The 26,293-nt window shown below is 33.5% G+C and carries 27 protein-coding genes; 9 read left to right on the top strand and 18 right to left on the bottom strand.

What is annotated here, in order from left to right; all coding sequences use genetic code 11:
* The first annotated feature begins 32 nt into the window (after nt 1–32).
* Entirely contained in the window at nt 33–839 is an 807-nt protein-coding gene (locus HMPREF2953_RS10050; protein ID WP_049334876.1) for a MurR/RpiR family transcriptional regulator, read from the top strand.
* 41 nt (nt 840–880) lie between these two features.
* Here the strand turns inward: HMPREF2953_RS10050 and HMPREF2953_RS10045 are convergent, their stop codons facing one another.
* A complete protein-coding gene (locus HMPREF2953_RS10045) occupies nt 881–1,741 on the bottom strand; it encodes an ROK family protein (protein WP_049334877.1) in 861 nt (286 codons plus the stop codon).
* Nucleotides 1,742–1,970: 229 nt separating this feature from the next.
* On the opposite strand from HMPREF2953_RS10045, the gene HMPREF2953_RS10040 reads away from it, so the two are divergent.
* From HMPREF2953_RS10040 to HMPREF2953_RS10025, 4 genes are all read left to right on the top strand, one after another.
* Nucleotides 1,971–2,852 carry an N-acetylneuraminate lyase gene (locus tag HMPREF2953_RS10040; protein WP_049334878.1) on the top strand — a complete coding sequence of 294 codons (882 nt, stop codon included), beginning with the start codon at nt 1,971–1,973 and terminating at the stop codon, nt 2,850–2,852.
* 46 nt (nt 2,853–2,898) lie between these two features.
* Nucleotides 2,899–4,431 carry a sodium:solute symporter family protein gene (locus HMPREF2953_RS10035; protein ID WP_070673197.1) on the top strand — a complete coding sequence of 511 codons (1,533 nt, stop codon included), beginning with the start codon at nt 2,899–2,901 and terminating at the stop codon, nt 4,429–4,431.
* Nucleotides 4,432–4,538: 107 nt separating this feature from the next.
* Nucleotides 4,539–5,369: a CPBP family intramembrane glutamic endopeptidase gene (locus HMPREF2953_RS10030; protein WP_070673195.1), complete on the top strand. Its 831-nt coding sequence runs from the start codon at nt 4,539–4,541 to the stop codon at nt 5,367–5,369.
* 57 nt (nt 5,370–5,426) lie between these two features.
* Entirely contained in the window at nt 5,427–6,113 is a 687-nt protein-coding gene (locus tag HMPREF2953_RS10025; RefSeq protein ID WP_070673193.1) for an NDxxF motif lipoprotein, read from the top strand.
* A 104-nt stretch (nt 6,114–6,217) separates the two neighbouring features.
* On the opposite strand, the gene HMPREF2953_RS10020 is transcribed toward HMPREF2953_RS10025, so the two are convergent.
* The 7 genes from HMPREF2953_RS10020 to pcp form a co-directional block, all read right to left on the bottom strand.
* A complete protein-coding gene (locus HMPREF2953_RS10020; RefSeq protein WP_070673191.1) occupies nt 6,218–7,021 on the bottom strand; it encodes a CPBP family intramembrane glutamic endopeptidase in 804 nt (267 codons plus the stop codon).
* Nucleotides 7,022–7,186: 165 nt separating this feature from the next.
* Nucleotides 7,187–7,813 (bottom strand): ATP-binding cassette domain-containing protein, encoded by a 627-nt coding sequence (locus HMPREF2953_RS10015; RefSeq protein ID WP_070673189.1) that lies wholly within the window; start codon nt 7,811–7,813, stop codon nt 7,187–7,189.
* Nucleotides 7,800–8,573 carry an ATP-binding cassette domain-containing protein gene (locus tag HMPREF2953_RS10010; protein WP_070673187.1) on the bottom strand — a complete coding sequence of 258 codons (774 nt, stop codon included), beginning with the start codon at nt 8,571–8,573 and terminating at the stop codon, nt 7,800–7,802. The genes HMPREF2953_RS10015 and HMPREF2953_RS10010 overlap by 14 nt, the downstream gene beginning before the upstream one ends.
* Nucleotides 8,540–9,307: an ABC transporter permease gene (locus HMPREF2953_RS10005; RefSeq protein ID WP_070673185.1), complete on the bottom strand. Its 768-nt coding sequence runs from the start codon at nt 9,305–9,307 to the stop codon at nt 8,540–8,542. Before HMPREF2953_RS10005 ends, HMPREF2953_RS10010 begins: the two co-directional genes overlap by 34 nt.
* A complete protein-coding gene (locus tag HMPREF2953_RS10000) occupies nt 9,297–10,256 on the bottom strand; it encodes an ABC transporter permease (RefSeq protein ID WP_048679943.1) in 960 nt (319 codons plus the stop codon). The genes HMPREF2953_RS10005 and HMPREF2953_RS10000 overlap by 11 nt, the downstream gene beginning before the upstream one ends.
* A complete protein-coding gene (locus HMPREF2953_RS09995) occupies nt 10,249–11,811 on the bottom strand; it encodes a nickel ABC transporter substrate-binding protein (RefSeq protein WP_070673183.1) in 1,563 nt (520 codons plus the stop codon). Before HMPREF2953_RS09995 ends, HMPREF2953_RS10000 begins: the two co-directional genes overlap by 8 nt.
* Nucleotides 11,812–11,971: 160 nt before the next feature.
* A complete protein-coding gene (pcp, locus tag HMPREF2953_RS09990; protein ID WP_070673181.1) occupies nt 11,972–12,610 on the bottom strand; it encodes a pyroglutamyl-peptidase I in 639 nt (212 codons plus the stop codon).
* Between the two features lie 182 nt (nt 12,611–12,792).
* On the opposite strand from pcp, the gene HMPREF2953_RS09985 reads away from it, so the two are divergent.
* Nucleotides 12,793–13,566 carry an acetoin reductase gene (locus HMPREF2953_RS09985; RefSeq protein WP_002449443.1) on the top strand — a complete coding sequence of 258 codons (774 nt, stop codon included), beginning with the start codon at nt 12,793–12,795 and terminating at the stop codon, nt 13,564–13,566.
* An 85-nt stretch (nt 13,567–13,651) separates the two neighbouring features.
* On the opposite strand, the gene HMPREF2953_RS09980 is transcribed toward HMPREF2953_RS09985, so the two are convergent.
* The 3 genes from HMPREF2953_RS09980 to HMPREF2953_RS09970 all read right to left on the bottom strand — a co-directional run bounded on the left by HMPREF2953_RS09980 (nt 13,652) and on the right by HMPREF2953_RS09970 (nt 16,904).
* Nucleotides 13,652–14,629, bottom strand: a complete 978-nt coding sequence (locus HMPREF2953_RS09980; RefSeq protein ID WP_070673179.1) for a choloylglycine hydrolase family protein — start codon at nt 14,627–14,629, stop codon at nt 13,652–13,654.
* A gap of 19 nt (nt 14,630–14,648) precedes the next feature.
* Nucleotides 14,649–15,839, bottom strand: a complete 1,191-nt coding sequence (locus tag HMPREF2953_RS09975) for an MFS transporter (protein ID WP_070673177.1) — start codon at nt 15,837–15,839, stop codon at nt 14,649–14,651.
* 102 nt (nt 15,840–15,941) lie between these two features.
* Nucleotides 15,942–16,904 (bottom strand): oxygen-dependent tRNA uridine(34) hydroxylase TrhO, encoded by a 963-nt coding sequence (locus HMPREF2953_RS09970; RefSeq protein ID WP_070673175.1) that lies wholly within the window; start codon nt 16,902–16,904, stop codon nt 15,942–15,944.
* A 259-nt stretch (nt 16,905–17,163) separates the two neighbouring features.
* Between HMPREF2953_RS09970 and HMPREF2953_RS09965 the strand changes: the two genes are divergently transcribed.
* Both HMPREF2953_RS09965 and HMPREF2953_RS09960 read left to right on the top strand, forming a co-directional pair.
* A complete protein-coding gene (locus HMPREF2953_RS09965) occupies nt 17,164–18,144 on the top strand; it encodes an SMP-30/gluconolactonase/LRE family protein (protein WP_049418084.1) in 981 nt (326 codons plus the stop codon).
* Nucleotides 18,145–18,322: 178 nt separating this feature from the next.
* Nucleotides 18,323–19,969, top strand: a complete 1,647-nt coding sequence (locus HMPREF2953_RS09960; RefSeq protein ID WP_070673173.1) for a phospho-sugar mutase — start codon at nt 18,323–18,325, stop codon at nt 19,967–19,969.
* 82 nt (nt 19,970–20,051) lie between these two features.
* On the opposite strand, the gene HMPREF2953_RS09955 is transcribed toward HMPREF2953_RS09960, so the two are convergent.
* Genes HMPREF2953_RS09955 through HMPREF2953_RS09925 form a run of 7 tightly spaced genes read right to left on the bottom strand, consistent with a single transcriptional unit; the run spans nt 20,052 to nt 25,117 of the window.
* Nucleotides 20,052–20,906 (bottom strand): urease accessory protein UreD, encoded by an 855-nt coding sequence (locus tag HMPREF2953_RS09955; protein WP_049418080.1) that lies wholly within the window; start codon nt 20,904–20,906, stop codon nt 20,052–20,054.
* The gene (gene ureG / locus HMPREF2953_RS09950; RefSeq protein WP_002449460.1) at nt 20,906–21,520 is read right to left on the bottom strand and encodes an urease accessory protein UreG; all 615 of its coding nucleotides are present in this window, start codon (nt 21,518–21,520) and stop codon (nt 20,906–20,908) included. Before ureG ends, HMPREF2953_RS09955 begins: the two co-directional genes overlap by 1 nt.
* A 12-nt stretch (nt 21,521–21,532) precedes the next feature.
* Nucleotides 21,533–22,222 (bottom strand): urease accessory protein UreF, encoded by a 690-nt coding sequence (locus HMPREF2953_RS09945; protein ID WP_070673171.1) that lies wholly within the window; start codon nt 22,220–22,222, stop codon nt 21,533–21,535.
* Nucleotides 22,215–22,667, bottom strand: a complete 453-nt coding sequence (ureE, locus tag HMPREF2953_RS09940; RefSeq protein ID WP_070673168.1) for an urease accessory protein UreE — start codon at nt 22,665–22,667, stop codon at nt 22,215–22,217. Before ureE ends, HMPREF2953_RS09945 begins: the two co-directional genes overlap by 8 nt.
* A gap of 11 nt (nt 22,668–22,678) precedes the next feature.
* Complete coding sequence (gene ureC, locus HMPREF2953_RS09935; protein WP_049415848.1) at nt 22,679–24,394, bottom strand: urease subunit alpha; 1,716 nt, start codon at nt 24,392–24,394, stop codon at nt 22,679–22,681.
* Entirely contained in the window at nt 24,394–24,801 is a 408-nt protein-coding gene (gene ureB / locus HMPREF2953_RS09930) for an urease subunit beta (protein WP_070673166.1), read from the bottom strand. Before ureB ends, ureC begins: the two co-directional genes overlap by 1 nt.
* Nucleotides 24,802–24,814: 13 nt before the next feature.
* Nucleotides 24,815–25,117 carry an urease subunit gamma gene (locus HMPREF2953_RS09925; RefSeq protein ID WP_002449337.1) on the bottom strand — a complete coding sequence of 101 codons (303 nt, stop codon included), beginning with the start codon at nt 25,115–25,117 and terminating at the stop codon, nt 24,815–24,817.
* 200 nt (nt 25,118–25,317) lie between these two features.
* Here HMPREF2953_RS09925 and yut point away from each other — a divergent pair, with 200 nt between their 5' ends.
* Nucleotides 25,318–26,220, top strand: a complete 903-nt coding sequence (gene yut / locus HMPREF2953_RS09920; protein WP_070673165.1) for an urea transporter — start codon at nt 25,318–25,320, stop codon at nt 26,218–26,220.
* Nucleotides 26,221–26,293: the final 73 nt, after the last annotated feature.

The following is a 26,293-nucleotide window of genomic DNA, read 5'->3' as shown; positions in this document are numbered from 1 at the left end:
CTATTTAATTGAGTAAAGAGGATGATTGTAAAATGAAATTTGAAAATAGAGTTCAGCGTTGTCGTCATTTATTAACAAAAACAGATAAACGAATTATAGAATATATACAAAAGCATCCACTTGATGATAGTTTCTCAACAATTAATTCGTTGGCTTATGCAATTGAAACATCGCCAGCTACAATAACGCGTTTCAGTAACAAATTAAATTACGATAATTTTCAAGATATGAAGTTTAGTTTGCAACATGAAAAATCAGAGAAATCTGTAGAAAATGCACCATTAGTACAACTTATACATCGTTATCATCAAAATATCATTCAACAAACTGGAGAGTTTATTTCTGAGGAAAAAATTAAACGCTTAGCACATAATTTAAAAACATGTAGACAGGTGAATTTCGCAGGTTTAGGGAGTTCAGGTTTAACAGCAAGTGAATTTTATTATCGTGCCATGCGTATGGGTATAAAAGGTTTAGTATCCACAGATGCTCATCAAATGAAGATTTCTGCATCATTATTATCATCGAATGATATGTTTGTAGCAATTTCAAATAGTGGGGAAACAAGTGAGCTTATCGATGCGGCTAAAATAGCACGAAATCAAGGCGCTTATGTTGTTGTAATTACTAATTTTGAAGGAAGCACAATTACTAAAAATGCAGATTTAGTGCTGATTACGTCTGCGCAGTCCAATAATAATGATTCAAGATTTATTAATTCACAGATTGCAACTCACTTTTTATTAGATCTTGTGAGTTACATTCTTCTTGGAGATCCTTACATGCATAAACTCTATCAACAAACACGTCAAGTTGTTCTAAACCATGGGAGCAAATAAATAAGAGGACTAGAATGCGTAGTCCTCCATGTTTATAACTACTATTGTATTGCACCGTACAAAGCTGCATTATTACCACTTCGAGTCGTCTGAAGACGTGCTATTCCATAATGAGGCGGAAGGTAATAATGAATTTTAGGCTTAATATATTTTAATAGTTTATCTTTTTGAGAAGAGATACCTCCACCAATCAAGATAAGTTCAGGATCATAGATAATTTGTAATTGAGCGATACCTTCAGCTACTGAATGGCTCCACTCTTCTAAAATATTGATTGCTACAGTGTCACTTTCTTCAGCTAATTCAAATAATTTTGGTACGTTAGTGTCATACTTAAAGTGATGTAATAGCATTAAATCTTTTAGCGCTGAAGTTGAAGCCCTTTGTTCAAATGTTTTGTCATCGGAAGAACGATAAAGCAAATAACCAATTTCATTTGCTCGATGACGTGCACCTTGATAGATTCCAATAGATTTATTATAAAATGCACCGCCAATTCCTGTTCCTAAAGTAAGACAAAAGATGTTATTTTCTTCATAATTATGCAAAGAAAGTTCCCCAAGTAATGCTGCATCTACATCGTTGTAAACAGTTATATTTGAGGACAATTCCTTGAAAACATTTAAAAAATTTGTGCCATCAAAATTTTGAATAGTTGGTCCAGTGTAAACAATTTCTCCACGAGTTGAATCTACAACGCCAGCACTTGAGATACCAATGTGAGGATTTTTAAGCTGATATTTTTTTATAAATGCATCAATGATTAAGTATATTTCGTTCGTTATTAAAATGTGAATATTGTCTGGAGTAGCAATTGTTTTATAATCAATAATGTTTAATTCATTGTTAATTACTGCAAGTTTTATATTAGTGCCCCCGATATCAACTGCAATTTTATACATATAAAAAACCTCCTCAGTTTTCTTTATAACTACTATAAATCATTTTTAGTACTCTAGTTTTAATTTGAAAATTATTTTCATCAAATTTAGAATTATTTGTTAATATTTTTCATATAGTATTGTATAAAAATATGATAGCGTTTACAATTCGAAATATAAATAGAATATATTGCTGTTGAATTAATAATAAAATTATAAAAAATTCAGATCATATATTGGAGGATTTCGAATGGAAGAACAATTAAAAGGATTATATGCAGCGTTACTTGTCCCATTTGATGAAAATGGTCAAGTTAAAGAAGAAGGATTAAAACAAATCGCAAAGAATGCAATAGAAGTTGAACAATTAGACGGTTTATATGTAAATGGAAGTTCTGGAGAAAATTTCTTAATTAGTAAAGAACAAAAGAAACAAATCTTTAAAGTTGTAAAAGAAGCGGTTGGAAATGATGTGAAATTAATTGCTCAAGTAGGCTCACTAGATTTAAATGAGGCCATTGAACTTGGAAAGTATGCCACAGATTTAGGATATGACGCATTATCAGCAGTAACACCATTCTATTATCCATTTTCTTTTGAAGAGATTAAGCAATATTACTTCGATATTATTGAAGCAACGCAAAATAAAATGATAATTTATGCCATCCCAGATTTGACTGGTGTAAATATTAGTATCAATCAATTTAAAGAATTGTTTAATAATGAAAAAATTGTAGGAGTAAAATATACTGCGCCAAATTTCTTCTTACTTGAAAGAATTAGAAAAGCATTTCCAGATAAGTTGATTTTGTCAGGATTTGATGAAATGTTAGTTCAAGCAGTTATTTCTGGAGTAGATGGTGCAATTGGTTCTACATATAATGTGAATGGTCGTCGTGCACGTCAAATTTATGAGTTAGCTCGTGAAGGTAAAGTTGAAGAAGCTTATAAAATTCAACATGATACTAATAATATTATTGAAACAGTTTTAAGCATGGGTATTTACCCTACTTTAAAAGAAATATTAAAAACACGAGGCATCGATGGTGGAGTACCTAAACGTCCATTTTCACCATTTAATGAAGCAAATCGTAAAGAATTAAATCAATTAATTGAAACTTATAGCTTGTAATTACGACACAATTTAAACGACAGAATATAAACAAGGGGTGATCCTTATGCAACATATAGGATTTGGGTTATGGAATTGGATAGCAGTTATCGTCTATCTTGTAGCAATGTTATTAGTAGGTGCCTATTTTACTAAACGTGCAAGTCAAGATACTGATAGTTTCTTTAAAGCAAGCGGACGTTTACCATCGTGGGCAATTGGCTTTTCTATTTATGCGACTACATTAAGTGCAATTACGTTTATGTCTACACCTGAAAAAGCTTTTTTAACTGATTGGGCCTATATAGCAGGAAATATTGCAATTGTAGCAATCATTCCAATATTAATTGCTTTTTATGTTCCATTCTTTAAAAAATTACATGTAACTTCAGCTTATGAATATTTAGAAGCACGATTTGGACCAAGTATACGTTTAATTGGATCATTATTATTTATTATTTTTCACTTAGGTCGTATCGCAATCGTTATTTATTTACCAACTTTAGCAATAACTGCTGTATCTGATATTAATCCATATCTTGTAGCAAGTTTAGTAGGTATTTTATGTATTTTATATACATTTTTAGGTGGGTTCGAAGGAGTCGTTTGGAGCGATTTTATCCAAGGTGTCATTTTACTTGGTGGAGCACTGCTTATCATTATCATCGGTGCTTTTGAAATAAAAGGTGGATTTGGCACAATTGTACATGATGCTATTGCGAATAAAAAAATTCTTAGCGTAGATAATTGGAAACTTAACTCAGCAGCAGCGACGCTCCCAATTATTTTCCTAGGAAATATTTTTAATAATTTACATCAATATACAGCGAGCCAAGATGTAGTACAACGTTATCAAGCATCAGAATCTATGGAAGAAACCAAAAAATCACTATGGACAAATGGTGTCTTAGCATTAATTTCAGCGCCTATTTTCTATGGCATGGGTACGATGATGTATTCATTTTATCAGCATCAAGAAACATTGCCTAAAGGTTTTAATACATCATCAATTGTTCCATATTTTATTTTGACTGAAATGCCCCCATTTATTGGTGGATTACTTATTGCAGCAATATTCGCTGCAGCACAATCAACAATTTCATCGAGTTTAAATTCAATTTCAGCATGTACTTCTGAAGATATTAAACATCGCTTCTTTGGAAAAAGGGATGATAAATCAGAAGTGAAATTTGCTCGATTAATTATTGTGATAGCAGGTTTATTAAGCTATGGTATTTCGATGTATTTAATTGCAGCAGATTCTAATAATTTATGGGATTTATTCTTACTTATTACTGGATTATTTGGTGTGCCGTTAGCTGGAATATTTGCAGTTGGGATATTCACAAGACGTGCAAATACATTTGGTGTCATTGTTGGACTATTTGCAGGAGTAATTATCGCTTATTTACTTCATGGAATAGGTGGAGGAAACTCACCATTTTACGTATCAATTATTTCATTTTTAGTTGCTTTTATTTTAGGTTATATCGTAAGCTTGCTTGTACCATCTAAAAATGTAAAAGATATTACTGGTTTAACGATTTACGACAAAAATAAACCTTCTACATATATATCTAAAATAGCAAAAAGAAATTGATTTTTAATATTAAGAGAGTAGGAAAATGAATTCATTGTCAATTCAATCTTACTCTTTTTTCTATGCTATGATAAATTTATATACATCACTTATATTGGAGAATAACAATGAAAATAATAAAAATTGTTGGTATGTTTCTTTTAGCGATAATCATTATGGTTATTTCTCAAACAATCGCGCTATTATTTGATACATTGATACCATTTTATGGAATTGGTACGATTTTATCGAGTATCACTTATATTTTACTTACATTTTTCGTCGTAAGATGGATAATTACTCATGTATTTAAAGGAGCGTTATCTTCATATCGAATTACAAAACCTGTATTTCATCCGATTTATTTGATTTTAGGAATTGCATTACCGTGTGTAGTATATGCGATTTACTTTATTTTTATACCGGGAGATTTTAAAGTACATCATTTTAACTCAATCAGTAAGACGATACACGACTTGAGTTACATTATTTTTATGCAAGCTGCAGCTGGTGCTATTGTCGAGGAAATAGTGTGTCGAGGCCTTTTAATGGGCTATATTGAAAAGAAAACGAACATTCGAATAGCAATCGTTGTTACTTCACTGTTCTTTGGTGTGATTCATTTATTGAATGGTGCTTTAAATGTTACAAGTTTCCTTTTATTGTTAGCTAGTGGCACTTTAGTTGGTGTGATGTTTGGTATAGCAACATATCGATTTAACACCATTTGGGCGAGTATCACCTTACATTTCTTTTGGAATGTCTTTCAAGTCGTTTATATCACTACAAAAGAAACTGACTATAACGTCTTTCAATATGTTTTACGTTTTAAAAATATGGTGCTTACGGGAGGACAGTTTGGTTTTGAAACATCTATCGTCTCTACCATAGGCTATACCATTGTGATTATTATTCTGTTAATGTGCCGTAGTCCATATAAAGAACGCATTCAAAAGTAGTCGTAATTGTTCTATACTTAAAGTAAAGATAAATAAACGTAGTTAAGGAGAAAAGTTATGAAAAAGATAGTGATAGTAACGCTTATTCTCATATTATCTATTGGCTTAGTGGGATGTAATCGATTGTCTAAAGAGAATAGTGACCATTCGGACAAAGCGGATACACAAGAAGAACATTCAACAGAGGAAAATAAAAGTTCTGATGATCAAGATATCAGTCTAGAACCAGATACAAAGATACCAGATCATGTTTTTGAAAAAACATCAGTACGACATACACAGATTTCTGAAAAAACGATTAAAAAAGATATTAAAACGTATATTAACATTGATAAAAAAATTAATGATACGATGAATACATATAAAATGAAATTATATTCCAATCAAAAGTTATCCAATACAGAAGTAAATAAATTAAAAAAACTTGTTCAATTAGAGACTGAGAATGATACAAATTTTGGACAATACATTCAAAGTAATCAGATGCCAAATAATGACTATGTAATCTATACTGATAAAATAAGTCGTTATATTTCAACAGCCAATCGCATAGAGCAAAAAAGTTTAGAAATATCATTAAAATCGGATGATGATACATCTATTTTTAATGATATTGAGCAAGTGAATAAAGATCAAGACATTGTAAATGATCGAGAAAAACAAGATATTGCAAATTTCTTGGAAGATAAAAATATTAAAACTGAAGCGTTTAATGAGGATTCAAATCATATTGATATAGATTAATCGAATGAATTAAAAAAGGAGTGGGCCGACGAATTCAAAATGAATTCCGTTCCACTCCTTTTTTGGCGAGATAGTTGTCGACTTCATTTAACTGGTATACTTTTTTAGCTAAACATTGCGATAAAGTAACTCACAATAATCACAATACCCGTCACGCCATTATGAATCATATGAACCATCATACTATCTCTAACGTTATGACGACGATGATAAGCGAGATAAAAAATCATCGCCATTGTGATATACATTAAAACAGCTATCCAATTTGAAATACCATGTTGAGAAGCGAAAATAAGTGAAGATAAAATAAATGGTAACCAAAAACTGCTACGTTTAAATAGTGTCTCTTTAAAGATACCTCGATAAATTAATTCTTCTAAATAGGGAGCTACAAACGTAAGGGTAAGTGCAAATACAATGACAGGAAACGCTTGCCCAAGTTGATCGGGAGAAGGTTTCGCGCTTTGAAAGTTACCAAGTAATGCCTTATCATTTTCTGTTTGTGCTTGACCTGTTATTGCCATCATTAGAAAACTCATTCCAATGACAACAACGCGAAGTAATAGTGCCCATCCAATATTAATCATAATATCTTTGCGTTTAAACGGTTTAATTGGCTCATATGTATGCCGTTGATAATAACGTCTAACCAGCCAAATAACGACAGCGGCTAACATCATAAATAATAGTGTTGCTAGTGTTCCACTTGTAATATCCATTTTTGCAGAAAAGTTAGTAATAAATAAAATAAGAACAATAGGAATCTGAGCAAGTAACATCCATCCTATAAAAATAAGAACATTTAAGAAGCGATTTCCTTTAGGATAGTGTTCATCATTTTTATGGTGGTGAGAGTCGATGTTTGAATCTGAATGCATACGTGTTTCTGTAATACCTTGTTGAGTCATGGTTGTATCACCTCTAATGTTTTTATTTGAACGACGTATACTACAACTTGAACATAACATACTCTGATTTCAACCTACAACTCACTTTGTAAAAGAATTGAACTATTTATGAAAAGAGTGAGATAAAACGCATTATGAATTTGTTGTCCCACTCTTTATTTTGAACTAACCAATATTTAAATGTTTACCAGGCAAAGCTTGTAATACATATGAATCATGCGTAATGATAATTAACTGTAAATGTTGAAATTCTCGTAACATTTGTAAGATGATATCTTCGTTCACCACATCTAAATTTGTTGTTGCTTCATCTAAAATCAAGACATCTGGTTCTACAAGCAATGCTTTTGCTATCCATAGCCTTTGGAATTGGCCACCACTTAAAGTACTCACTTTTTTACCAAGTAATTGTGATTCTAACTTACATTGCAACATGACTTCTTTTATTCTGTCCTCATGTATAGCCTTAGGATAATGAAAATGAATTAAAGGTTGTTTTAATATCCAATGAACAGTTTTATTTGGATCAAGTGTACTCGAATGATATTGAGGCACATATTGGATATGTTTCATCCATTTGTGTTGTGAAATATGGCCAAGTTCTAAATCGTTATATATGAGTGTACCTTGATAATTTGAATCTAATCCTGCAATAATTTGAGCCAAAGTAGACTTTCCGCTTCCACTTACGCCACTTATCAATAAATGATCGTGTGTCTCTAATGTATAATTAAAATTTTTAAATATCTGTTTATTAGAAAAAGCTTTATTTAACTGTTTAATCTGTAACATATTGATATCTCCTATTAGCTAGTTCAATCAATTGCTTCGTGTAAGCATGCTGAGGATCACGTAAAATATCAGAAGCACGCCCTGTTTCTACAATGTTTCCGTTTAGCATGACACTAATATGCGTTGCATAGTTTAAGACTAAGTTTAAATCATGAGTTACAAATAGCACTGTCATATCATGTTCTGTCACTACATGATGTAGTAGAGCCATTAAACTATGACGATTGTGTTGATCTAGCGCACTAGTCGGTTCATCTGTAATTAAAAACTTTGCTTCTCTTACAATAGCCATGACAAGTGCAACTCGTTGTGCCATACCACCACTCAATTCAAAAGGATACTGATAATAAATGGATTCAGGTTGGTCCAATCCGAGATGTTTAAATTGACGTAATACAAATGCTTTTTGCTGATCACGTGTTAATGAAGATGACATAGAGTCAAACAATGCATCAAAGTGGCGGTTGATACGAACATTTTGGAAAAAATTGCGATTCGCATCTTGGAACATTGCATCCGTTTGTGTTAAATCGAGATGAATCTCACCACGATAGGTTAAATCATCTTCTTTCATATTCAGTACAGTACGTGTAAGTAAAGATTTACCACTCCCACTTTCTCCAATTAAACAATGAAAGCTTCCTTTTTCAATCTTTAAATGTATCTGTTTAAGTAATGGTTCATGTTTGTGATAAACAGATACATCATTGATATAAAGGACTGTATCTAATGAATGTGACGACGATTGAGTATTTGACATATGAGTGCGAACCCTCCTAATAAGACACCTGGAAAGATAAATAACCAGGGCGCAGAATAGAAATAACTTTTACCGTCATGTAAAATGGCGCCTAATTCAGGAATAGGGGGTTTTACTCCTAAACCAATAAAGGCGAGACCGGAAATACTTAACATTAACTTACCAAAATCTGCAGTAACAAGTGCCATAATGTCGCTGATGAGATGTGGCACAATGTGATGTATTGTAACTTGGAACTTCGACATCCCACTAAGTGGCGCAAATTTAACGAACGGTTGTGTCATCGTGTCACGTGCTAAATTTCTGAAATACCGCAAATAGCGACCGAGCCAGCCGATGATGAGTGCAAGACATAATCCTACTACAGAATTATTAATAAAACCAAGGACGACAAGCGCGATAATGATAGCTGGTAAAGCGATTAACATATCTGCAAGTGCCATAATGATAGAATCTAACCATTTACCTACTATAGCTGAAATAAGACCAATAATCAGTCCAAGCACGATTGTCCCTATCATAATGAATGCAGTAAGACCAAGTGTAATCAAGCTACCTACAAATAGTCGTGTTAGAAAATCTCTACCCAAATCATCCGTACCAAGTAAATGATGTAAACTTGGGGGACGTAATGCTTGAGATTGATGAATTTGATTTGCTTTATCATATAGGACATGAGCGAGTATAACTAAAATGACTATCGTAATAGGCCATATGAAACGCTTAATCTTCATACGTTACTCGCCCTCCTAACGTTTTCGACATATTCAAACGAGGGTCACTTTTTTCTAGTAAAATATCACCCAGGAAATTCAATATCATAATGATTGTAATCATCATCATTAGAATACCTAGAATGAGTGGATAATCCCGAAGATTAATACTAATAATAAGCAATTTTCCTAACCCTGAAATACTAAAAATGACTTCTAAAATAATGACTCGACTGAATAAACGAATAAAATTATTAATTGTAATCGTAAGTAATGGCGCTAAGATGTCTTTAACTTGTACGTAAATACGATCTTTTAATTTAAACTGACGTAATGAGGCAAGTTGGTATGCTTCCTTACGAAGTGTACGTTTAAATAGATGACTGCTAAGTAAAACCATATGACTCCCTTCAACTAAGACTAAAATAGCGATAGGTAGAATAAAGTATTCAAAGCTATAACTTCCAACAAATGGTAGAAGATGCCATTTCACACCGAAATAGTAAATAAAAATAATGGCTAACCAATATTCTGGTAGTGATGTCACCACTTGAGACGCATGTAATATGAATGTAGACCACTTTTTCTTAGGATAATTTCCACAGAGATAGCCAATAATATAGCCAAGTGGAAATAAGATGATGGCTGAGATAAAAATAAGTTTCAAGGTAGGAGCAACGGCTTTAGCAATACGATCAGTGACAGGCTCGCCGTTACTAAAGCTCGTGCCTAAATCTCCTGTAAATGCATGACCTAGCCATTGTAAATAACGAATAGGCAATGCTTGGCTTAACCCAAGTTTATCTTGAGCCATCTTAATTCGTTCATCTGTAATTTGTGCCACACCATGTTCATGTAGATATTGAATCGCTGGATTTCCAGTTGTATGTTCAAGTAGCACAAATAAGATAAACGAAATAATAATGAAATATAATATAAGTTTAAGTAAATGTTTAATCATACTAATCATGATGAGATACCTTCAATTTATCGTAATTAATGGGTGCATCCGTTTGTCCCGAGAATTCGAATTGCTTAATCTTAGGACTTGTAACAAACACTTCGTTTGGATAAGCAATCGGCACTTCAAGATATTGTTGATCGATGCGATGTGAGATGTGATTAAATGCACGTTGTTGATCATCCTTATTGGTAATGGTTGAGAAGCGGTTAAGCATTGTTGTTAACTGAACATCGTTTGCGAACATGCCGGGCTTATTTCCGTCTTGCTTAAAGCGTGCATTTAAAAAGTTATATGGCATGAGCGCATTCGTATAAGAACGATAGAAAATAAGATCATAATCTTTTCGGATAGTGAGTGTTTCATAATACGTTTGGGCATCTAAAACGTTAATATCCAAATGAATACCTACGTTTTTCAAATCTTGTTGCATAATTTCTGCTTTTGTTTTCCATTCAGGAAATTCATCAGTTTGAAGCGCTAATTTTAAAGAAAGGTCTCGTCCATTTTTTTCAAAGTAGCCCCGATCATTTTTTTTATAGCCTAATTGTTCTAATAAGCGTGTCGCTTGAGTGGGATTATATGAATGGGTTTGTTGATTTGTGTCATTCACGAATTCTACGCCGTCTTGGAATAATCCTTTAAGCTGCTTATTTGATGATAAATGATCAGTATTAATCGCTTTACTAATTGCTTCACGTATTGTTTTATTTTTTAGGAACATGACTTCTGGATTAAAGGCCATGAACTGTGTTTCTGTACTTGGATATTGTTTTACCTTTAAATCTTGATTACGGTATGATTCCTTGATTTGTTGAGGAGTCAAATGTCCTAGAGATCCCCCAGTAATATCGATAGAGTGACTTTCAATCGCAAGATGTCGTGAATCGCTATCTTCAATAGTTTGAAATATTAAGTCATAATCCAGTGGATGATGGTTGCGATAATATGGATTTGGTTTAAAAGACACAGTCTCATTTGTTGAATTTGCTACTTTGAATGGACCTGTACCAATCGCTTTTTCAAATTGACCTGTCGTTTTACCATCTTTGACGGCATTTGGACTCATGATACGAAGGGGGCGGACTTGTGATAACTCATTTAATACCTGATTAGATGGTGTTTTTAAATGAATGTCTACGGTATAGTTATCTTTAAGAGTGACCGATTTCAGTTTATCCAAGGTTTCCATAGGATTCGTTTTATCGGTTGCTTTCGCACGTTCAATTGAAAATTTGACTGCTTTTGCGTTAAAAGTTGACCCATCATTAAATTTAATGTTGTGTTTTAAATGGAATGTATAATCTTTTCCATTATTAGATACTTCCCAAGATTTAGCTAAACCAGGCTCAATCTTTCCATTTTCTCCATATGTAACAAGAGGTTGATATATTGCACTGTAGACAGGCATCGGAACATCAAACGCTTGTGCATCTAACTGGGTCGGGTTAAATTCTCGTGCAAGAGATACTTTCACTTCTTTGTGTTGATGTTGATCATGTGTACATCCAGTTAATAGTAGGGAGGCACACATTGCGAATGACAAAAGCAGATGCTTTTTCAAATTTAAAACCTCTTTCAATTTATATTCGTCACTTATTAATGATACATGGAAACATTTATTTTGAAAATAAAAATGTCTACAAAATTATATGTTTTGTAGACAAATAAAATCGTTTTAATTATAGAAATTGTATCTTACATATCACTAATCATCTTATTTTCTAATGTGTTTCTCCTAAAGCTACTTTAACATCAGGGTGGTCTGAAATCGCATTGATTGCTGCTGTAAGTCCTTTTGTAATCGTATCTAAAGACATCGAAGGTGTATTAGGTTTATCTATGACTTGTTCTGGAATAAAGGGCACATGGATAAAGCCAAATCGTAAGTTAGGATAATACTTATCTGCAAGGTAGCCTAATTGATAAAGCACATGATTGCAGACAAATGTGCCTGCGGTATTCGATAAACTTGCTGGAACACCCGCTTTTTTAATTGCTTCGGTCATTGCCTTAACAGGATGATTTGAAAAGTAAGCTGGCGCTCCATCTGGATGAATGGCAACATCAATGGGTTGATGTCCTTTATTATCTGCAATACGTGCATCATCAATATTAATGCCTACACGTTCAGGTGTAATATTGAAACGTCCCCCTGCTTGTCCAATCGATAATACCACGTCGTAATGATGATGTTCTAATTCATGTTGAATCACATCTTTTGATTTGTGAAATACAGTTGGGATTTCTAATGTTGTAATGGTATGTGCCCCAATAGTAGGGTCCAGTTGTCTAACCGCTTCTAATGCCGGATTTACCTTTTCTCCGCCAAACGGATCAAATGCAGTAACTAAAATATTCATAAGAAAACATCTCCTTTAATTTTTTACAGTTTAATACGTAAGGTATAAACACTTATTTACATCATTAAACAGATGATGATATAAGGCAACGTAAAAGATATATGAACAGTTTGTGAATCATTTAAAATTAAGAATAAAATTAAACTATAAGGGTAAAATAATTATGTAAAAGGAGTGGTATTATGACAAAAACAGCAGTCATTACAGGTTCAGCAGCAGGATTAGGAAAAGGAATTGCTCAACGTTTAGCCAATGATGGATTTAATATTGTGATTCAAGATATTAATCAAAAAGCTCTAGAAAAAACAGAACAAGAATTTAAAGAGAATGGATATAACGTGGTAGCATTTCATAGTGATGTTTCTAAGAAAAAAGAGCAAGAAGAATTAGTTCAATTTGCAGTGGCAGAATTTGGTCAAATTGATGTATTTGTAAATAATGCTGGTGTAGATGCGGTATCACCTATTTTAGATATTACAGAAGATGAATTGGATAAATTATTCCATATAAATGTATATGGCACGTTATTTGGAATTCAAGCGGCAGCAAAACAGTTTATTAAGCAAAATAGTAAAGGTAAAATCATTAACGCATGCAGTATTGCAGGACATGAATCTTATGAGGTATTAGGTACATACTGTGCTACTAAACATTCAGTACGTTCTCTCACTCAAACTGCAGCGAAAGAATTAGCTGAAAAAGGGATCACGGTGAATGCATATTGTCCTGGAGTTGCTAAAACTGAAATGTGGGATCGTATTGATGCTGAAATGGTTAAACTAGACAGTAATCTAAAACCAGGTGAAGCATTTGAACAGTTCTCATCAGCAATTAAACTCGGACGTTATCAAGAACCACAAGATGTGGCTTCTTTAGTGTCATTCTTAGCATCATCAGATTCAGATTATATTACTGGACAAGCCATTTTAACTGATGGTGGACTAGTTTATAGATAAAATAAAGAATGATAAAAGTGAAAAAATAATAAGCCTCTCTTACAATTTAATGTAAGAGAGGTACTTTATTAGATTTAAAAATATGTTAGTCATTCACTTTTTCAGTATATAACCCTTTGTTCTTTCTCGAAAAGACTATCAAATCGTCACTATGTATTAAGTCATTGGTGAGTTGTAATTCTGTAATGGTATTCGAGTCATAATATTTAATATAGAGGGTTTTTGTCGTTAAATTAAAAACAGTTTGATATAACGTATAATAAAATCTATTGTCTGAAGGACGAACAGCGCCTTTTGGTACACTCACATGGTCTAAAATTCTAAATGCATCTAAGATAGGATGGTCATCGCTATTTGGTAATAAGTGATGAACAAGATAAGCTGCGCGAACAAAGCGTTCGCCAGATGTATAACCTCCAGGTAAACCGAATGTGCCATTCATATTCCCTAAGTTCAATTGTTTTGAAAATGTATTGTCAATGTTATATGGTGTCACATGCATATAGTGTTTCAAATTTTCATAATGCCAATTTAAATCTGGGTTATTTGTGAGCACGCCAATTGGATTATCAATCACGACGATGCGACCATCATTAAATGTCACTTCCACAGTGCGCCCTGTCGCATCAGATAAATGATAATGTAATGGAGGAACTTCGTTAATATCACTATATGAATAGGCTACAACGTTAACTTGTTCCGCATTTTCAATAAATTCTTCAATCGTTTTGTTATAGCCAAGCGCCCAGACAAGCACTTCTGTTTGAGAAATATTGATATAGCCGTCACGAATGTCTGTCGCATATGACGCATATCCACGATCGTATTGATTGGACATGGCAAGTCCATGTTCATTGACGCCATCTCCAAAAACAAACCCCTCCATATCAGAACCAGCACCTGCAAAGGCATATAACGTTTCTCCTTTATAGTCGACATGCGATTTAAAGGAGTATCCTCGAGGTTGAACTGCAGGAAAGCCGTTCAAAGGATAATCGTAATCCATCGTTCTTCCAAAAATAACATCTCCATTGCTGGCTTGAAATGTAATGCCTGTACACATATCGTCGTCTCCTCGTAAATTAATTTTTAATTGCTGTTTTAAAATATAAACCTAAAACAAATGTTAACACATAAGCAACGCTACTAATTACATATGCCCACATCACTCCTTGATTATCTACAACAAGAGAAATACCTAAAGTACCAAGTGAGAAAAATACACTGTTTAATAAATTATTCAGTATATAGGTGGATGTTAGGGCTTCTTTTGGTACTTCACGTTGTACAACTGAGTTTAAAGAAATATAGCGTGAATCTTCGAAAATTCCCATTAATAATGAAATTAGTAAAGCAAGTAACACAGATTTATGTAGGATAAAACTGGCATTAATCAAAGCTAATATGAGCGGAATATAAATAATAATAGGGTAACTTATTTTTGTGAAAAATTGATCTTTATCATTCATCCATAACCCAGCAATAATTGTCCCACTAAAGAAGGCAGCATTGATGAGTCCAAACCAAAAATCATCGACATGTAAAAATGTTCTCGTATATGTAAGAATAATTGCAGCAACCCAAATGGACGTTGCGACAGATTCGAAAATTATAGATAGATTTAGATATAAACTCAGTTTATTGGAATAGTTATGACGTAATACAGTTTTAAAGCTATTTAATATATTTTCTTTTTCATTATTATAAATATGCCGTTCTGAAAGTTGAATAATAAAGAAGTAGGATAGGATTTCTAGTACAAGCGCAAATAAAAATAAATATTTAGCGCCAATCAGACTCATCAGAAATCCACCTAATGCCCATGTCGACAATTGAACCATACTACTCATCATATTCATTAAAGCGTTCGCCGAAGTTATGTATTCTTTCTTTTCAATAAAAGGAATCATCGCGTTCTTAATTGGATTGGTAAATCCATCAAATAGAGCATTTATAAATAATAGAATAAAAATAAATATTGGAGATCGTTCGAACATAAGTAGACTTGCGATGATGGATAGACTCACAAGTTTAAGCCCTTGGAAAATCCATAATACTTGTTTTTGAGTAAAATATTGATAAATATAATTTGAAATAAAGCTACTAATAAAGAGACCAGAAGTAAAAATAATTGGAATCATAGAAGCGGCAGTCGTTTTTGAGGTCATACTATATACTACCGAAATTAAGCCGACAATGGTTAACACGTCTCCAGTATTTGCGAATAGCTGACTATAAAAAAGATGGAAGTAATCTTTACTGTGCTTCTTCATAACAATCACCTTATGTAAGTTTCAATTTAAGTTATTATAGCACAGTGGGTATGTAAAAGTACCCTTTAAAAGTAGGTTGATACTTATAAAGGGTACATGTCATTATGCGTGAATATGTTCAGGAACATCTATAAAGTTTTCTAAACGACGATTCCATTTCTCATCACTAATATGGTGTTTTGCAACGTAGCGATTACGCTCATGTTTGGCACAGTCATATGAACATGCGCCAAGATATTTTGCTTCATTTTCTTCGGATACTAAAATTTGTTTATTACATTCTGGATTTGCACAGTTAATATAACGTTCGCATGGAGTGCCATCAAAGTGTTCTTTACCAATCACAGTTTTATCTACATGGTTCACATCGACACTAATACGTTCATCGAAGACGTACATTTTGCCATCCCAGTACTCACCTTTTGTTTCTGGGTCTTTACCATACGTAGCAATACCGCCATGTAATTGTCCTACATTTTCAAAGCCTTCTTTTACAAGCCAGCCTGAGAATTTTTCACAACGGATACCACCCGTACAATACGTCACAATGTTTTTACCATCTAATTTTTCTTTATTTTCACGAATCCAATCTGGTAAATCTCTGAAGCGTGTAATATCTGGGCGAATGGCACCGCGGAAATGACCTAAGTCAAATTCATAATCATTACGTGCATCTAAAATAACAGTATCGTCATCTTCTAATGCAGCTTTAAACTCACTAGGTGAGTAATATTTACCAGTTGTCACACGTGGATCTACATCATCTTCTAAACCTAAAGCAACAATTTCTTTTCTAGGACGTACGTGCATTTTTTTGAATGCATGTCCCTCAGCTTCATCAATTTTGAACGTCATATCTTTAAAACGTTCATCTGCATGCATATGTTCAATATATTGATCTGTATCTTCTTTTGTACCAGATAATGTACCGTTGATACCTTCTGTAGATACTAAGATTCTACCTTTTAAGTTATGCTCTTTACAAAATGCTAAATGTTCGGTAGCAAATGTGTCAGGGTCATCAATTGTTGTATATTTGTAATACAATAACACTCTATAATCCATTTTCTGATTCTCCTCTAAAAGTTAATTTATCTGTATGTTAAACGTATCTAAATTGTTATTTATATAAAAATCGACATTATAATATTTTAACAAAATTATAACTTCTTTCAATATTTGCGCTCATAAATCAGTCAATTGACCTATACAAGGAGAATCATTTTACTTATTGAAATCGATTACATATAGTAAGCTTAAGTTTAGAATGTTTCAAGCGTATAATAAACTATGTAAATGAATGACATAAGGAGGCTTATTTAATATGTTGGATAATAAATTACCTAAATTAACGTATAGTGGTAAATCTAAAAGTGTGGTTCCTATTGTTTCTGAAAGTGAATTACAAACAGTTACAGCTGAACCATGGTTAAAAATTTCAGATGAAGGACTTCAACTTGAAGGACTTATTTTTGATAGAGCACATAACTTATTTTTATGTGAAGTATTTGGTGGAAAGATTTTTAAAGTTAATCTGCCAAGTAAAGATATTTCTGTAGCGTTTCAATCAGAAAAACAAAATCCAGCCGCAGTAAAAATTCATAAAGATGGACGACTGTTTACATGTTACTTAGGTGACTTTGAATCTACAGGTGGTATTTTCGCAACAGATGAACATGGAGAACACTTTGAAGACATTATTTCAGACATCAATACAGATTATTGTATTGATGATATGGTATTTGATAGTAAAGGTGGTTTTTATTTCACCGACTTTAGAGGGTATTCAACGAATCCTAAAGGTGGCGTCTACTACGTTTCTCCTGATTTTAAAACGGTGACACCCGTGATACAAAATATTTCTGTTGCTAATGGTATCGCACTTAGTACTGATGAAAAAGTACTGTGGATAACTGAAACAACGACGAATCGACTTCACCGTATTCAATTAGAAGATGATGGTGTGACTATTGCACCGTTTGGAGCAACCATACCGTATTATTTTACTGGTCATGAAGGACCTGATTCTGTTTGTATTGATAGTGATGACAACTTATATGTTGCAATGTATGGACAAGGCCGAGTTCTTGTCTTTAATAAAAGAGGGTATCCTATTGGTCAAATCTTGATGCCAGGTCGTGATGAAGGGAAAATGTTGCGTTCTACGCATCCGCAATTTATTCCAGGTACAAATCAATTGTTAATATGTACCAATGATATTGAGAATAATTCAGAAGGTGGATCAATGATTTATACAGTAGAAGGTTTCGCTAAAGGACATGAAAGCTATCAATTTCAATCGTAAATAGCTATAAATTACAATTAAAAACATCCTTACTTATCGTAGTGAGGGTGTTTTTGAATTGTATTATTGTAGATAGGATTTTAATTAAAAAAAGATAAGTATCATGTGAAACATAAATAGATATCGATTATACTAAAGAAAAGAATAGGACATACATCATGTATGAGAGGAGTATTGGATGAAAGACAATTGGATAACACATAAAGCAGATAGTCTCGTAGGATCATTCTATGACCAACAATCATCTCAATTTCAACAAGAAGGGTTTGAAACGACACTTTCCTTTGGAACAGCAGGTATTCGTGGTCAATTTGGTTTAGGTCCAGGACGTTTAAATCGATATACCATTCAACGTCTAGCTTTAGGAATTGCATATTATTTACAAGATAATATGACACAACCTTCCATTGTCATTCATTATGACATTCGTCATTTATCAGCAGAATTTGCAGACATTATCGCGCATATTTTAGCGTCTCATCATATTAAAGTATATGTATCGGATACATATCAAACGACTCCGCAGTTATCTTATGCAGTGAGATATCTTCAAACGTCTGCAGGCATTATGATTACAGCTAGTCACAATCCTAAAGATTATAATGGCATTAAAGTATATGGTGCTGATGGAGCACAGCTCGACGATGTCGCCTCACTTGAAGTGGCTAAGTATATTGAACAATTAGATGATCCACTTCATTTAGACATTGAATTAAATGAGACGTTAATTAAAGAAAATATTTTACCTTTACCAAAAGATATTAATCAGTACTATTTTGCGGAAATTAACCAATTGATTGGTGACATACCTCCATCAAACTTAAATGTGGTGTATACGAGTTTACATGGTACAGGAACACCTATTATTCCGAAGTTGCTAAGCCATCTTCACTTTAATAAGATTGAACTTGTTGACGCACAATGTAAAATTGATCCTGATTTTAGTTCTGTAAAAAGTGCCAATCCAGAAGAACATGAAGCGTTTGATTTAGCTATCAAACAAGCCCAATACTCTAAAGCGGATTTAATCATTGCGACAGACCCTGATGTGGATCGAATGGGATTCGTTGAACGAGATCATGATGGTCATATTCACTATTTTAATGGCAGTGAGATTGGTGCGTTAATGATTAAATATTTAGTCGATCATACGACGCTTCCTAAACATCCAATCATGATTCAATCCATTGTAAGTGGTGAACTAGGGAAACGTTTCGCAAAGCAACATGGGGTTACTGTGAAGGAAGTCTTAATTGGTTTTAAATTTATTGCTAAGGCGATTCGTGAATTACGTGAGGATGAAACATTTATTTTCGCTTATGAAGAAAGTTATGGTTACCTTGCGGGTGAATTTGTAAGAGATAAAGATGCGATTCAAGTTGTTCCGTTAGTCATTAAATATGCGTCTATTTTAAAAAATGAAGGTAAAACATTACACGATGCCTTAACGGATATATATGAGGAAGTAGGATATTATCGCGATCAACCTACATCTAAAATATTTGAAGGAAAAAAGGGGCAACAAGAAATTGCAACGTTAATGGAACACCTTCGTCAACACATTCCAGATACGTTGGGCGGATTAAAAGTGATCGCAGTTGAAGATTATCAAAGCCAAGAGAGAATAAATAAAGATGATGGTACTACTGAGTCGATAGCTTTACCAAAGTCAAATGTGATTCGGTTAATCTTTGATGAAGGATTTGTCGCATTACGTCCTTCAGGAACAGAGCCTAAACTCAAATTCTATCTTTCACTTAATGTTGATGATTTTGAACAAGTGTCGCATGATATCTATCAATATATATTTAATGATAATAAATAAAAATAGAAAAATAAGTGTAAAAGAATAACACCTTATATCGAGTCTTTATACTCAAGATATAAGGTGTATTTTAATTAATTTATTAATATTTTCTTAAAAAGTCGAGTTGGCGATGATACAATTTATCTGCAATATAAGCTTGGACGCGTGTAAGCACTTCTTCAATTTCTTGTGTCAGATTAGATAATACACGTACTGTAAAACCATGTGTAGGTAATTGTGTAATACCAATACGGCAATCGTATTGTTTTGTATAATCTTTAATTTCATCATACACATCTTCAATGAATTTTTGCGTTATATCAGGGTGTATACAATAAGCCGAACCAAGATGGGTATAATTTTCCATATAGCCAACCGAACTCATTTTTGTTTCACTTGGATGCATGCGTAAATTATCATAAGTGATAAGCGCATCGTCTACATAGATTTCATTAATTAAATGCATGTAGTCGTAAGTGAATGGTGTGTCTTTTTCAGAATAGCCTGGGGTTAAAATATCGGTATAGAACATGGATGCACATTTATCTAAATTAAAAATGTTATGTTGGAAAAACTTTGCTCTTTCATAAGCAATAATAGGGTCTCCTACATATTCCATATAACCATCTTTTGCTATATTGAATGTTTGATATTGTTTCACGCAATCGTTTAACGTCTTATAAATTTTAGTTGCACCTTGAGAGGTCAAAGTGACTTTAGCCTCTTCTTCGACATTAATATTCATACGATAACGATCGCCATCTAAATAACCACCGCCAACATTGACGATATAAAATGTTGGAATCTTAGAGAAATTTAAATAAACTGGACGAATAACCTTTAACGCTTTTTCGAAAAAGATATTACGAGCAACAGAACGCTCACCATTATTAAAAACAGTGAGATCCAATTGTCCAGTCCAAGAAGGTTTCGAATCGAATTGATGTTGTACCATTAAGCTAATCCTTTAAGTAATGCATCACGTTCAATCCATTCAATGACATTATCTAAACCATCGTCGGTTTTTAAATTTGTAAATGTGAAGGGACGATTGCCACGAAATGTTTTAGTATCTTCTGCCATTTGGTCAAGTGATGCGCCAACAAATTCTGCTAAATCTGTTTTATTAATGATAAAGTAATCAGATTTAATCATACCTTGTCCACCTTTACGTGGAATTTTTTCACCTTGAGCTACATCGATGATATAAATAGAGAAATCTACTAATTCAGGACTGAAAGTAGCAGCTAAGTTATCGCCACCTGATTCGATGAAAATAAGTTCAATATCCTCATGACGATCTAATAATTCATCGATTGCAGCAAAGTTCATTGATGCATCTTCACGAATTGCTGTATGTGGACAGCCACCCGTTTCCACACCGATAATTCTATCTTCTGGTAAAACACCAGTATTCACTAAGATTTTTTGGTCTTCTTTTGTGTAAATATCGTTTGTAATCACGCCAATACTCATATCTTTTGATAGACGACGTACAAGTTTTTCAATTAATTGTGTTTTACCTGCACCTACAGGACCGCCTACACCAATTTTAATTGGATTTGCCATGTATATTACCTCCTATGAAATAAAGATTCTCACGTTTACGTTTTCATGCTCCATTTGATTCAGTTCTAAGCCAGGAGCTGTTAAACCGAAATCATCTTCGCTTAATGTGAGAATGTGTTGTCGTGTCCGTTCGATATGTGGAATCATCTCCGTCACAACTTGTTGTCCTATTGTTTGACCTAAGGGAATTGCACGTACTGCATTTTGCGTTAAACTGGAAACGTTCTGATATAGATAGTAATCAATAATCGTTTCAATATCGACGCCTAAATAATGTCCTAGCATTGTAAAACAAATAGCTGGATGCAGTTTTGCACGTTTATCTTTCATTTGTTGATGATACCAATTAATCCATGGACTATCATAAAGTTCTATAGCAAGTTTTACCATACGTGTACCCATTTGTTTAGTACCTACACGTGTTTCTCTTGGTAAACTTTGGACATAAATTAATTGATCAAGGTGTAATACTTTTTCTGTATCACCATTATTTAAAGCGTTATAAACTAAACGCATTGTAAGGCCATCTGAATAGGTTAACTGCTCATTTAGAAAGAGTTCTAACCATTCTCTAAATGATGTAGCATCATGAACTGTCTGACGTTGAATATACGTTTCTAGTCCAAATGAATGACTAAATGCGCCAGTAGGGAATTGTGAATCACAGAACTGAAATAGTCGTAAATGTGAATGATCAATCATGTGAATGACCTATATGTCTGAAGGCTTTATTCACTTTTCGATCTTCATGGCTATAGGGAATACCTAGCGTTTTTAATAAATCTTCTACTAGGTAGTCATATTGTACAAGCATTTCAGTTTCTGTGAATTGCGCAGGTAAATGACGATTACCTAATTGATGCGCAATATCTCCCATTTCTTGTATGTTACGTGGCTTAATGACAAGTAAATCTTCCGAGTTTACATCTACTACAATCATATTGTTGTCATCTTGATATAAAATATCGCCATATTGTAAATCGATAGGTTGTTTTAAACGAATACCGATTTCATTACCGTGATCGGTTGTAACACGTTGAATACGTTTAACCAAATCAGAGTTTTCAAGGTATACTTTTTCGATATGTTTTTGTTTTTCTTCTTCAGAAAGATTAGCGATATTGCCTTGAATTTCTTCTACTATCATTTAAGTGCCTCCTAGAATAAGAAGTATCTTTGTGCTAATGGTAGTTCAGTTGCAGGTTCACTTGTAATTTTTTCACCATCTACAAATACTTCATATGTTTGTGGGTCAACATCTAGTTTAGGTGTTGCATCATTATTTTTCATGTCTTTTTTAGTAAGATTACGGATACCGTGAACAGGGCGAACCATACGTTCTAAATTAAGTTGGTTATAAATACCATTTTCGTATGCTGTTTTAGAAACGAATGTAATCGCAGTGTGTTGTTTATTTGCACCATATTGACCATACATTTTACGATATTTCATAGGTTCTGATGTCGGAATAGAAGCATTCGCATCACCATTCACTGCTGAGTTAATCAATCCACCTTTAACAACAAGTTCAGGTTTTACACCGAAGAAAGCTGGATTCCATAGAACTAAGTCAGCTAATTTACCTTTTTCGATTGAACCAACATAGTCAGAAATACCATGTGTAATCGCAGGGTTAATTGTATATTTTGCGATATAACGTTTAATACGATTGTTATCGTTATAGTCAGTATCACCTTCTAGAGCACCACGTTGTTCTTTCATACGATGTGCAACTTGCCATGTACGTGTGATAACTTCACCAACACGACCCATCGCTTGAGAGTCAGAACTTACCATGCTAAACACACCCATATCTTGTAATACGTCTTCAGCTGCAATCGTTTCTTTACGAATACGTGAGTCTGCGAAAGCAATATCTTCAGGGATAGATGCATTTAAATGGTGTGTAATCATAACCATATCTAAGTGTTCGTCTACAGTATTGTGTGTATAAGGTAAGGTTGGATTTGTAGATGACGGTAAAATATTAGGATATGAGGCAGATTTAATTAAATCTGGAGCATGTCCACCACCAGCACCTTCTGTATGGTACATGTGTAAAACACGGTCTTTTACAGCGGCCATTGTATCTTCCATGAACCCAGCTTCATTTAATGTATCAGCATGTAATGCAATTTGTACATCAAATTCATCTGCTACATCCAATGCATGACTTAACGCTGAAGGAGTTGCACCCCAGTCTTCATGTACTTTTAAACCGATCACACCAGCATGAATTTGTTCAATTAATGCAGTGTGGTTTACAGCTTGTCCTTTACCAGTGAAACCAACATTAATTGGTAAATCTTCAGCAGCTTCTAGCATACGATGGATATGCCAAGGTCCAGGTGTAACGGTTGTAGCTTTAGCGCCTTCTGATGCACCCGTACCACCACCGATATGTGTTGTCACACCACTTTCAAGCGCAACTTCTGCTTGTTCGGGGTTAATAAAGTGAACGTGTGTATCGATACCACCAGCTGTTACGATTTTACCTTCAGCAGAGATAATATCAGTTGTTGAACCAATAATAATATCTACGTTATCCATGATATCAGGGTTACCTGCTTTACCAATTGCAAAGATATAACCATTTTTAACACCGATATCTGCTTTAACAATTTTGTCATAATCTATAATTAATGCATTTGTTAATACTAAGTCAGCTACTTTGCGGTCATCACGTGTAACGTTAGGGTTTTGAGCCATGCCATCACGAATAGATTTACCGCCACCAAACGTTGCTTCTTCACCGTAATTTGCATAATCTTTTTCAACAGTTGCAAATAAGTTAGTGTCACCTAGTCGTACTGCATCGCCAACAGTTGGACCATATAAACTTGTATACTGAGATTGAGTCATTTTAAAGCTCATTACTGTTTACCTCCCATTTTGTTCACATTTTTTTCGCCATTATCACCTTTTGGCGCAGCATATTCATCATTTTCACCAGTTGGACGATAAACGCGATCTTCGTCAATTTCACCGTTAACTAAACCTCTGAAACCATAAATTTTACGGTTACCAGCATATTCAACAAGTTGAACTTTTTTCTCATCACCAGGTTCAAAACGAACAGCAGCACCAGCAGGAATATCTAAGTGTTTGCCATATGCTTTTTCCCGATCAAATTTTAAACCTTCATTGACTTCAAAGAAATGAAAATGTGAACCAACTTGAATTGGACGATCTCCAGTATTTTTAACATTGATCACTGTTGCAAAATGACCTTGATTAATTTCAATTTCTGTATTTTTTATTTTAATTTCACCAGGTTTCATTTATAAATCCTCCTTACACGATTGGATGATGGATAGTGATTAATTTAGTTCCATCTGGGAATGTTGCTTCAATTTCAATATCAGTCAACATGCTATCGACGCCTTCCATGACATCATCTTTATTTAAAATTTGTTTACCGTAACTCATTAAATCAGCTACAGTTTTACCATCACGTGCACCTTCTAGTAATTCATCACTAATAAGTGCTAATGCTTCTGGATAATTTAATTTTAAGCCACGTGCTTTACGTCGACGCGCTACTTCAGCAGCTACCACGATCATTAATTTATCTTGTTCCCGTTGAGTAAAATGCACTGTTATGCCTTCTTTCTTTTAAAAATAAGTACTGCAACATTAATCATAAAACTGTAGAATATTTTTAACAAGTAATTTATCTTTTAACTTTATTTAAAATTACTTTTTAAATTAAATTTCTATATATTTTTAATGTTACAAAAGTGTTTAAAAGGTATAATAATTAGAAAGGAAATGAATAAAATAATAAAGGTGAGTTTATGAAATATGTAGAGATTTTCTTAAAAAATATTGCTCAAGTCGTATTTATGAATAATAAATGGTCAGGGCTGTGTATTCTTATAGGATTATTTATTGCAAATTGGAAAGTTGGATTAGGAGCAGCAGTGGGAAGTCTCATTGCACTTATCCTAGCGCCGTACTTTAATTATAGTGAGGATGAAATCCATGATGGATTAGCTGGATACAATTCAGTATTAACAGCAATCGGGTTAGCATTATTCTTAGAAGTATCTTTAATGAACTGGATTGTACTTATTGTGGCGACGATTCTTACTTTACCAGTTGGAGCTGCAATCCGAGAAATTTTAAAACCATATGGTCTACCTATGTTAACTTTTCCATTTGTTTTCATGACTTGGTTAATTTTAGCAATGGGCACGCAATTTTCAAAAATGCATATTACAATAGATATTTTGCCTACTAAAATTAAACATCCAGACATCAGTCATTCACATGTGAATTTTATTAGTGGTATCATTACAAATTTTAGTGAAATTTTCTTAGTGACATCAATCATTGGTAGTCTGTTAATTATGATTGGTATTTTTATTGGCTCAGTAAAAGGTGGGATCTATGCGATAGTATCAAGTATTTTAGCAGTGGTATGTATTACATTACTAGGTGGAGACCATCCCACTATTACGGATGGATTGTACGGCTATAACTCAATATTAACGGGTATTGCGTTGGGTGCGACGTTTAAAACAAAATTCAATCGGATTCTTGCAGTGATTACTGGTTTATTATTAACAGTAGTGATGCATGGTGCATTAGCTACAACATTAGCTCCAATTGGTCTTCCTATTTTAACCGCTCCATTTATTTTTGCAACGTGGCTAGTGATGTTTGCAGGTAAAGAGCAGCATGAAGTTAAAAGCTAGAACATATTAATAAGAGTGAGACCGCATTTCTTTTTGAATGTGTTGTCTCACTCTTTTTTTATTATTTATGCTA

Source organism: Staphylococcus sp. HMSC072E01 (assembly GCF_001814125.1).
GTDB classification, from domain to species: Bacteria; Bacillota; Bacilli; order Staphylococcales; family Staphylococcaceae; genus Staphylococcus; species Staphylococcus hominis.
This window is presented reverse-complemented; position numbering and strand designations above follow the sequence as displayed.

Excerpts from the sequence above, each read along its gene's own strand:
- HMPREF2953_RS10045 (WP_049334877.1), bottom strand. The coding sequence starts at position 1,741 with ATGTATAAAATTGCAGTTGATATCGGGGGCACTAATATAAAACTTGCA.
- HMPREF2953_RS09965 (WP_049418084.1), top strand. The coding sequence starts at position 17,164 with ATGTTGGATAATAAATTACCTAAATTAACGTATAGTGGTAAATCTAAA.
- HMPREF2953_RS10010 (WP_070673187.1), bottom strand. The coding sequence starts at position 8,573 with ATGTCAAATACTCAATCGTCGTCACATTCATTAGATACAGTCCTTTAT.
- ureB (WP_070673166.1), bottom strand. The coding sequence starts at position 24,801 with ATGAAACCTGGTGAAATTAAAATAAAAAATACAGAAATTGAAATTAAT.
- HMPREF2953_RS09945 (WP_070673171.1), bottom strand. The coding sequence starts at position 22,222 with ATGATTGATCATTCACATTTACGACTATTTCAGTTCTGTGATTCACAA.
- HMPREF2953_RS10015 (WP_070673189.1), bottom strand. The coding sequence starts at position 7,813 with ATGTTACAGATTAAACAGTTAAATAAAGCTTTTTCTAATAAACAGATA.
- HMPREF2953_RS10000 (WP_048679943.1), bottom strand. The coding sequence starts at position 10,256 with ATGATTAGTATGATTAAACATTTACTTAAACTTATATTATATTTCATT.
- HMPREF2953_RS10030 (WP_070673195.1), top strand. The coding sequence starts at position 4,539 with ATGAAAATAATAAAAATTGTTGGTATGTTTCTTTTAGCGATAATCATT.
- HMPREF2953_RS10035 (WP_070673197.1), top strand. The coding sequence starts at position 2,899 with ATGCAACATATAGGATTTGGGTTATGGAATTGGATAGCAGTTATCGTC.
- HMPREF2953_RS09955 (WP_049418080.1), bottom strand. The coding sequence starts at position 20,906 with ATGGTACAACATCAATTCGATTCGAAACCTTCTTGGACTGGACAATTG.
- ureC (WP_049415848.1), bottom strand. The coding sequence starts at position 24,394 with ATGAGCTTTAAAATGACTCAATCTCAGTATACAAGTTTATATGGTCCA.
- ureE (WP_070673168.1), bottom strand. The coding sequence starts at position 22,667 with ATGATAGTAGAAGAAATTCAAGGCAATATCGCTAATCTTTCTGAAGAA.
- HMPREF2953_RS09985 (WP_002449443.1), top strand. The coding sequence starts at position 12,793 with ATGACAAAAACAGCAGTCATTACAGGTTCAGCAGCAGGATTAGGAAAA.
- pcp (WP_070673181.1), bottom strand. The coding sequence starts at position 12,610 with ATGAATATTTTAGTTACTGCATTTGATCCGTTTGGCGGAGAAAAGGTA.
- HMPREF2953_RS09980 (WP_070673179.1), bottom strand. The coding sequence starts at position 14,629 with ATGTGTACAGGCATTACATTTCAAGCCAGCAATGGAGATGTTATTTTT.
- yut (WP_070673165.1), top strand. The coding sequence starts at position 25,318 with ATGAAATATGTAGAGATTTTCTTAAAAAATATTGCTCAAGTCGTATTT.
- HMPREF2953_RS10050 (WP_049334876.1), top strand. The coding sequence starts at position 33 with ATGAAATTTGAAAATAGAGTTCAGCGTTGTCGTCATTTATTAACAAAA.
- HMPREF2953_RS10005 (WP_070673185.1), bottom strand. The coding sequence starts at position 9,307 with ATGAAGATTAAGCGTTTCATATGGCCTATTACGATAGTCATTTTAGTT.
- HMPREF2953_RS10025 (WP_070673193.1), top strand. The coding sequence starts at position 5,427 with ATGAAAAAGATAGTGATAGTAACGCTTATTCTCATATTATCTATTGGC.
- ureG (WP_002449460.1), bottom strand. The coding sequence starts at position 21,520 with ATGGCAAATCCAATTAAAATTGGTGTAGGCGGTCCTGTAGGTGCAGGT.
- HMPREF2953_RS10020 (WP_070673191.1), bottom strand. The coding sequence starts at position 7,021 with ATGACTCAACAAGGTATTACAGAAACACGTATGCATTCAGATTCAAAC.
- HMPREF2953_RS09970 (WP_070673175.1), bottom strand. The coding sequence starts at position 16,904 with ATGGATTATAGAGTGTTATTGTATTACAAATATACAACAATTGATGAC.
- HMPREF2953_RS09975 (WP_070673177.1), bottom strand. The coding sequence starts at position 15,839 with ATGAAGAAGCACAGTAAAGATTACTTCCATCTTTTTTATAGTCAGCTA.
- HMPREF2953_RS10040 (WP_049334878.1), top strand. The coding sequence starts at position 1,971 with ATGGAAGAACAATTAAAAGGATTATATGCAGCGTTACTTGTCCCATTT.
- HMPREF2953_RS09960 (WP_070673173.1), top strand. The coding sequence starts at position 18,323 with ATGAAAGACAATTGGATAACACATAAAGCAGATAGTCTCGTAGGATCA.